The organism is Massilia brevitalea (assembly GCF_030711405.1).
GTDB lineage: Bacteria > Pseudomonadota > Gammaproteobacteria > Burkholderiales > Burkholderiaceae_D > Telluria > Telluria brevitalea.
In genome coordinates, this window is the sequence record NZ_JAULSI010000087.1 from 1 (window position 1) to 7,968 (window position 7,968).

The window sequence follows — 7,968 nt, forward strand, 5'->3', positions numbered from 1 at the left end:
AAAGGCCAGCTACGGCGAGGAATATGATCGCACGATACTAAACACTTAGGCACTTCACGTTAAGACGAACTAAGACGCCCTACTGCTTGCCCTTCCGTGACCCGCGGAACAGACGGGCATCTAAGGCCGGCGAAACTAAGAGCGCAAGAACGAGCATTGCCCAGGTAACACGGTCTGTTATCGAGCGCGAGCGCTTGGCTACGCCCCATGGGTCGGTCAACGCTACCATCTGGACAAGCAGCATTTCAAGCGACGCGCCTCCGTGATGCGAACAGGTCCCCCGGCCTTGGCTTCCCGAAACCCAGCCGTCGCTGCAGACAGTGCTCCCCGCAGGTATCCGAGACATAATTTGTGCAGCACGCTGTTGGCTGGCAACTGCACTCTGGTACTTTGTCTCGATTTGCGCAAGTCGACTGTCGTTCCACCAGAGGGTTAAACCTGCGCAGGCCCAGAAGGACACACCGCACAATGCTTCGGCAATGCGCCTCATCAACCAGGCGGATACCGCGGCAACAGTTGACTCGCTGGTCGGGCTTGGGGGAATGATGCCGGCTAGTCGGTGCGCCTCTTCCAAGCTGTCGGCGTGAACGTGGACTGTAACATTCTGGGCCACGCCATCTTTGTGAACCGTACGCGTCAGGGAAAATACTGGCATCAGTAATGTCTCCAGTGGTCCGTCGAAATAAAAACGCTCTTTCTCCAGGAGAGAATATCCCTGTCAACTTTAGGCTAGCCGGATTTTAACCGTTGGCCTTAACGGCAGCTACCCTTAAGCGTTGCCCGATGCCGGCCGCAGCCACAGGCCCGAACTGATGCACGCAAAGGTACACGGAAAAGCGTTGGGCAACTAATAACGGCTGCGGGCCATCGCCAACGTCCAGTGTACGGCACATGTTGCTCTAATGGCAAGTAGGGTTTTTTGTTAGACGCTCCAAGTCAAAACCAACCCCGTCTTCACGGCGCGGGGGGCGCTGCCACGCGCTGGCTCTGCCGCCGCACCCAACCGGCCGTTGGTCGCCAACGTGGTGGTGTCTACATGGGCCCTGCGGCCCATACCCCGCTACTTTCGGCAGCTTCGCCGGCAAGCTCCGAGACCACCTGGCGAGCAGGCAGCGAGAACCCTGTGGTCCGTATCGTGCGCCTGGCCACCGATTTAGCAACGGCCTCGTCGTCGCCAATGAGCAGCACCAGTTCGCGCGCGCGAGTGAGGGCGGTATAGAGCCACTCACGAGTGACTAGGACCGAGTTCTCGACCACGACAATTACAGCGGGAGATGAACTCCCCTGAGCTTTATGGCAGGTGATTCCATAGGCAAGTTCGATGTCCCCCTGAGCCTCGCTAGGCAAATCCCNACCGAGTTCTCGACCACGACAATTACAGCGGGAGATGAACTCCCCTGAGCTTTATGGCAGGTGATTCCATAGGCAAGTTCGATGTCCCCCTGAGCCTCGCTAGGCAAATCCCGGTCCTCGCGTTCGCCATCCCAGAGCACTTTGATGAAAGGGCCGTCGATAGCGGTGACGACTCCGAGAAGTCCATTGAACAGGGCATCTTGATACCGATTAGCCGTGACTACGACTGGGTCGCCGGCGGCAATCCTCGCCAGCGGACTGAGTCGGATAGTGGGCGTGGATGGCTGCCGCCTCATAGCCGACTCTGTTTCGTTGATGTCGGCCACCGTCGATTTTGTTGCGGCGACAACCATCAACTCGCCTTCTGCGCGTAGTCGACGCTGGGCATGGTCTAAGTCTGCACGCGGCACCAGAAACACGCCTTTTTTCTCTCCTGACCATGGCGGGAGGGGCTGAACCGAACCTGCGCGGATATGCGCGGCAAAGGCGGGTATTTCGCTATCCTCGGCTTGGCGGAGGACCTTGGTGAGGCGTGCGACTCGACTGCCGTCTGTGACGATGTCGTGGAAAACCTTCCCAATTCCCACGGGAGGGAGCTGGGCCTCATCACCCGCGACTAACAACCGGGCCCCCCTTGGCAGAAGCAACAGCAGTGTATGCAAGCTAGGGGTGTCAAGCATACCGGCTTCATCAATGACCAAGAGCGTCCTGGCGGTGAAAGTGATGTCCGTCGCAGGCCGCTTTTGGTCTGGGCAATCATCTTGTTGACGTTGCCGTTGTAGCATCCCTATGAGCCGGGCGATGGTAAACGCCAAGCGCGGTGTCTGCGGAGAGGACGCGCCTCTTGAAAGAGTAAGCGCGGCCTTGCCCGCCAGCGCGCTCAAGACGACGTTGCCACCCATGGCGTCCCACGCGGTGGCTAGGACCTTCATCACCGTTGTCTTGCCAACCCCGGCACCGCCCTGCAGCGCGGCCACTGGCAACGTTAACAGGGTGGACACAGCCTCACGCTGTTCGCTGGTAAGCTTTAAGCCTGCGCCACCCTCTGCGGCGCGCACCATGGCCTCCAGCGCAGCGCCTGTTGGAATCGGCAAGGAGGGGGGCTGCGCTTCCATCCTCCAAAGGGCCGCGGTGACTTGGTCCTCGAGCCAGGCAGCTCCCGGCACCCTCAACAAGCAGCCTAAACGCTTCAAGGAGCCATTTTCGTCGGCGGCCCGCAGGGTTTGCTCTGCACTCACGCCGCGGGCCTCCAGGAGCTCTCTTACCCGCTCCTCGGGGCCGGCCGTATCGCCTTGGGATAGCAGTTCCCGCCAGACGCTGTTCAGGGCCCCTTGGAGCCTTGCAGGGTGGTTGTCCAGGTCGCCCGCCGTGTCCGCATCGCGAAGCAGGCGCTGTCCGACGCGGTCGGCTGCCTTCCAGTCCATCAGACTAGCCGGAACGTAGGGGTTACGGCGCAGACGGTCGATGGCGTCCGTGCCGGCCATGAACCGCCAGAGCTGGCCGGCGATGCGTGACTCCCCGATGCCAATCTTCTCCAGAAAGGTTAAGAATGCTACCTCGGCAGCTTTGAGCTTATCGCTCCCTTCTTGGACGGCAACGGCCGCATACAGCTGCGCGGCTATTTTGGCGGCAAGTGCGGGCTTGCCGGCTTCGATAACCGTTGCAACTTCGGTCATCCGGCCGGTGTCACCCAGGACATCTGCCAGGTCGTGCCCGAAGGCGGCGACGAGCCGCTGGGCGCGAGTCGCACCAATGTTGGGTAGCCGCTCCAGCCAAGGCCCAATTAAGTGCCCTTGGTTGACTATTCGGGCCATGCGCTTGCTGTCGACCTGTGGAACAGATTTCCCGTAACGGTCACGGTAGGCAGAGAGCAGTCCCTTGACCAGGAAGGCGTCGCCGGGGAGCGGTTGTGTGTCCCGGCCGGTGAACTTGACGCGGATGGCGGTATTGTCCTCCTGGCGCCCTGCGAATATGCAGCCACCTTCGAGCTGAGAGATGACACGCTCGACGACCACTGTCCCTTGGAAATTTTCGCTCAAAGGTCAACCTGAATGAAAATACCGGCGTGGACAGCGTCGAGCTGCGCGCGAAGCCGCAGGTTTTCCGCCTTGAGGGTCTCGATTTCTGTGACGGCATCCTTGAGCCGGTCAAGTAGTTCTGCCTGCATTGCCTGCGCCTCGACCGCAGCCTGCTCCGCGGCCTTGCCGGCTTGAGCATGCCGAACCAAACGCTCCTTGAGTGCCTTGTCTCCGGCGTCTTGGGTGAGTCGCGAACCGATGGGGAGGAGGCCTTGGCCCTCGGCGACAAGGTTGATTAGCTGGCTTAGTTCCATCCTCTCGTAGAGGTATTTCTCCTGCGAGACTTTGAGGTTGATAGCTTGGGCGACGCCCCGTACATTGACTTTTCCATCCGAAGTTGAAGGGAGGGTCGCAGTGCGCTGGTCTTCGGGCAGCGCCTGAAACACCGCCTCGAGTTTCTCGAGGTAGGCTTCAAGGCGCTCTTTCACAGCTGGAATCACGGAGGGACGTGCCATCATGCGTCCTTTGTCGATTTCAAGGGTACTACCTTGCGCTTTGAAAGTTCTGCGATACGCTCGTGCAGCACCCCATTCTCTGTCAATGTTTCCTGCAGCCTGGCTTGGGCGTAGGCCAGGTCCGTTTCGGTCACACGGTGAGTTTCACGCAAGCTTTCATAAAGCTGTTTCCACTCCTGCACGCGGGTGCCAAGCTCCTTGCGTACGCGTACGCGCCCAACAGTAGCGCCCTGGCGCAACGTTTCGAGCCAAAGCTTTACCTCACTGGCCAATTCGACGTAGCGCTCCTTGTGAAAGGTGACCGGATGAATCCCCGCACGGCGCGCAACTTCTGCCAATGAAACTGCTCCCTTGTTCCGCGGGTAAATAGCCGCATTCGCGGCCATCTCTTCTTGAATGGTGCGCATTATCGCTCGCACGCGCTTGTGCGTTTCCTCTGCGTTGCTGTCGTAGCGGGACAGCGCAGCTTGACGCATGCGTTCGCGAGACTGCTCCGTGGAGGCGCGCCTAGGTGCTTTGATATCCGTCATGGCGCTGTAATCATTAGAGCTGAGACCGTTGAGTTCACAATCCACTTGTCGCGAAGGTCCGGGAAGCGCGGCACATGTGCACGTACCTGTGCCGCCCAGTGCGCAGCGGTCAATGTTTCGTTGTTTACGATGGCTTGTTCGTACGCCGCTAGGGCGTCGTTAATCGCACCATCAATATCTTCACGCAAGAAGCCTTCTTCCAAGCGATGGGAGCAATGGCTCTGGCATTTTGATGGTTCAGGGTGGCCCTTGCTCTTGTTGCACGGTCCCGCCTCGCCGGCGAACTTCGTGCACATCACGCCTGGGCGGACCAGTTCCCACGCCTTTCCTTGCAAAGTTAGCAACTCCGCCAATTCCTTCGGGCTTTCCATGCCCCAGTCAGTGCCACGACGGTGGAGGTGTTCCCGATGGACGTCAATGGCGCGATGTATTGATACCGCGGCCGGTCCTCCGTAGCCGCCATACTCCGCTACGCCGGCCGTAATTGCCCCGGCGTCAGCCTCCACCATCTTCTCGACTACCTCTTGGGCACGCATGACGCGCAGCTCTCGTGATACTACCTCGATGTCTGCGCGCAAGTCCTTGTCCGTGAGAATGTAGTACAGCGTCATTTCGATGGAGCGGTGACCAAAGACATCCATTAGGAGACGCGGTGCGTGTGTCAGCGCCAAGGCGACGAGCCGCGCCAGCGTCTTTCTGAAGCGGTGCGAGCGTAAGCGCTGCCCACCCGGCGCGACGTCCATGTTCAACGTTCGTGCGTAGGCAGTCAGTGCTTTGTTGATATTGTCCAGTGGTGAGGATGGTTCGCTATTCCCGGCGGCACCGGACAATTGGCCCCACAGGTGGTCCCCGGCGGGGGCGAGCTTGTGCTCTGGGCCGCGAGGCATGAGATAGCCGAGTTGTTCGCCGAGTGCTACCAGCCTTGCTTGTTGTTCAAGCGCATTTACCGCCACGCTTGGAAGTTGCCAATCCCGCTCCTTTCCATCATGCCGTTCGACCAGCTTGAAAGTGCGGCCACTGGCGTGGGCGCGTCCGTCGGCAAGGTACACCACACAGTCTCGCTTCAGGCTCAAAATCTCGGACTTTCGCGCTCCCATACTCAGGAGGGCGACGAACAAATGGGCTGCTTGTACCACACCCATCAGTGCCATGTACTCCACGTGGTTGCGCGGCGGCCAGCGACCTTCGTTGCCGTCGCCTTCCGCCCACTTCTCAGCAAACCCTTTCGGTTTTGGGAGCCGCAATGGAAAGGGAGGCTTGAGAATCGGCTTGCCGCTGCTATCGACCCACTGGTAAGTGGCCAAGAATTCACGCAGCCGGTCGCCTCGTTTGCTGCGAATGGTCACGGGCACCCAGCTCGAATCGTGGTCCGTCCAGATGTTCATAAGTGCTTCGCCAATTTGAAACAGGTTTGGTGCCAAGTCCTCTATCAACCAAAGACCGCGAGCACCCATCTCCGCAACGTATTGGTCGGGCAAAGGTTGATGCGGGTCGCGAGCGATAGGAGCTTTGTTCGTTAAAGCCGGCCCGGCCATGGCTTGGGTAAGTGAGCGCTCTTCCAGTGTTGGAATGTCATTCCATAGTCCGAGGGCGCCCAGCATTTCCATCCGCTGGCACTCTTTAATCAGAATGCCGCGCTGCGTTTTTGGTAAGTCATCCAGCGTCAGGTCAGAGAGCATGTTTGCAGTGTCGGACATGGGCTCATGTGGCATCGCTACCGGTGCCACTCTGCGGGCGCTTATGCGCTTGGTAATGGCAATAGCAAGCAGCTGAGGGCCATAAGAGTAAGCAATGGCTCGAATCGACGAGGGGCCGAGGGACCTAAAACTGTCTCGCCCCCTTCCGGACGGCCCCATGCGCAGCAACGTGAGGTATCGGACCAATGTCAATACCGCCGCGTCCAGTAACGGATTCAAGACTGGATTCTCGCTGTGCTTTTTCAGTTCTGGAGGAAGAAAATGGGTAATCCGTTTCCGGATAGGGACTACGACGACCGCATACCGTGCCCCAGGTGGGGCCCAGTCGGTGCGCGTCTCCCATATGCCATATGTTTCACCGTGATGGAGAAGGCGTTGCAGTGTCCGGGCCTCGTCACATGTCAAGTTGGCGACCGACTCCACGGGGAACAGTAGTTTGGCCCGGCTTGCGGTTGCTTCCACTTCAGGATGCTGGGCCTCACCGTTTGTCAGCTTTCGCGACGATTTGAGGGCTTGTACAGCGATGACAGGGGAATTCATGACTTTTAGCCCTCCTTGCCATCAAATTCGACGACTCGGTGCATACCTGTAGCAATACGCTCCTGCCAGTCGTGTAAATGGTGCCGAACTTCATCCTGGTCGAAACCATGAAGAATAAGTTCGGCGTTCTCGATTTCTGTGCCGAATTCAGATTGGAGATATGCCGGGAGACTCATGTTCGCTTTCAGGTAGTGCAGCTCCGCGAGCCGCTTACAAATGCCCGGAAGGCTGTCCGGAAAAACAACGGCATGTTCTGCGCAGAGGAGGCAGCGTTGGACAGAACAGTGCTCCTTTCCGTCTGCAGTAAAGTTCGGCGCCAGTCGCTTCGGTGGATTTAAGGGGTCCTTGCAGCCCATTCCGATACGGCTTCGCAGTAGCTTACGGTATGTCTCCAAGCGGTGACGATGCTCCTCGGTGACCGTGCCATCACGCGACCATTTAGCGATAATGGAAGGGTCTATGCGGCGGTGAACTTTGACTTCATGCCATAGGGCCTCGCTGTAGGTGGCAAACATCTTGGCGTGTTCTTCTTTGAGTAGCGTGTTATCGAGGTAGGCCCCAGTTGTGTCGATGCGCTTGTGGTTGAGCGCCTTCATCACTGCGAGAATCGAGCCACCGCTGGAATGATAAATACGTGCTGCATAGGCGTCGCGTAAGTCACTGGGCGTCAGTCGAGCGAGTTGCTTATCCGCTGGTTGTCGCTTATTGATGTCAGCGATGACGCTGGACAGGTAGTCTCGGCGGTTAAAGCCGTCGTCCCCAAGCCAATGCACGCCGTTGCGGATTTGGCTGACGTAAAGCCACAATGAACGTATCCCGCGTTCAAGCGCTCTAACGCGCTCCTGTAGCACGATACGGTCCTCGGTGTTGCTCATGCTGCCGGATTCAAGAGCTTCGCGGCCCTGTTTGAGTTCCTGTTTTAATCTGTCCCGAAGGGGTTGCGTTTGTTCCACAAGAAAACGAAGCATAAATCCCGCGCCGCCCTGACTCTTGAACAAGCCCTCTGAGACTTGTTCTGAACCGCCCCGGTCCTTGAACCCTCGAAGGATATAGCGGGTTGGGTCCTTTGGGTGTTCTTCGATAAATGGGTCGTCGACGCTCAGGGACAGAAACACTGCAGGATTCCAACCGGTGGTCGCAAGGCACAGTTGGAATGCGCATCGGATGTCGTCACCGCTGGGAAAGCTCGCATTAGCGGCGTCCAAACGGCTTGCGATGGCGAACCAGCGGTGCTTAAGCTCATGCCGGACAAGGTCGGTTTGCCATTGAGGTGAATCGCTCCGGGTTTTGAGGAGGCTCCATTGTTTGAGAGAAT

6 protein-coding genes are annotated in these 7,968 nt (G+C 58.5%); all 6 read right to left on the reverse strand.

Annotation, left to right across the window (positions count from 1 at the left end):
* Positions 1-1,032: 1,032 nt before the first annotated feature.
* Positions 1,033-1,257, reverse strand: a complete 225-nt coding sequence (locus QWL29_RS26895; RefSeq protein WP_370663749.1) for a hypothetical protein — start codon at positions 1,255-1,257, stop codon at positions 1,033-1,035.
* Between the two features lie 5 nt (positions 1,258-1,262).
* The gene (locus tag QWL29_RS26050) at positions 1,263-3,167 is read right to left on the reverse strand and encodes an AAA family ATPase (RefSeq protein WP_441295516.1); all 1,905 of its coding nucleotides are present in this window, start codon (positions 3,165-3,167) and stop codon (positions 1,263-1,265) included.
* Between the two features lie 221 nt (positions 3,168-3,388).
* Positions 3,389-3,889, reverse strand: coding sequence for a hypothetical protein (locus QWL29_RS26055; protein ID WP_305825767.1), 501 nt, complete (start codon positions 3,887-3,889; stop codon positions 3,389-3,391).
* Positions 3,886-4,416, reverse strand: a complete 531-nt coding sequence (locus QWL29_RS26060) for a hypothetical protein (protein WP_305825768.1) — start codon at positions 4,414-4,416, stop codon at positions 3,886-3,888. The genes QWL29_RS26055 and QWL29_RS26060 overlap by 4 nt, the downstream gene beginning before the upstream one ends.
* Positions 4,413-6,113: a site-specific integrase gene (locus tag QWL29_RS26065; protein ID WP_305825769.1), complete on the reverse strand. Its 1,701-nt coding sequence runs from the start codon at positions 6,111-6,113 to the stop codon at positions 4,413-4,415. The genes QWL29_RS26060 and QWL29_RS26065 overlap by 4 nt, the downstream gene beginning before the upstream one ends.
* 545 nt (positions 6,114-6,658) lie before the next feature.
* Positions 6,659-7,968 (reverse strand): hypothetical protein (locus QWL29_RS26070; RefSeq protein ID WP_305825770.1); only part of this gene is annotated, 1,310 nt, incomplete at its 5' end.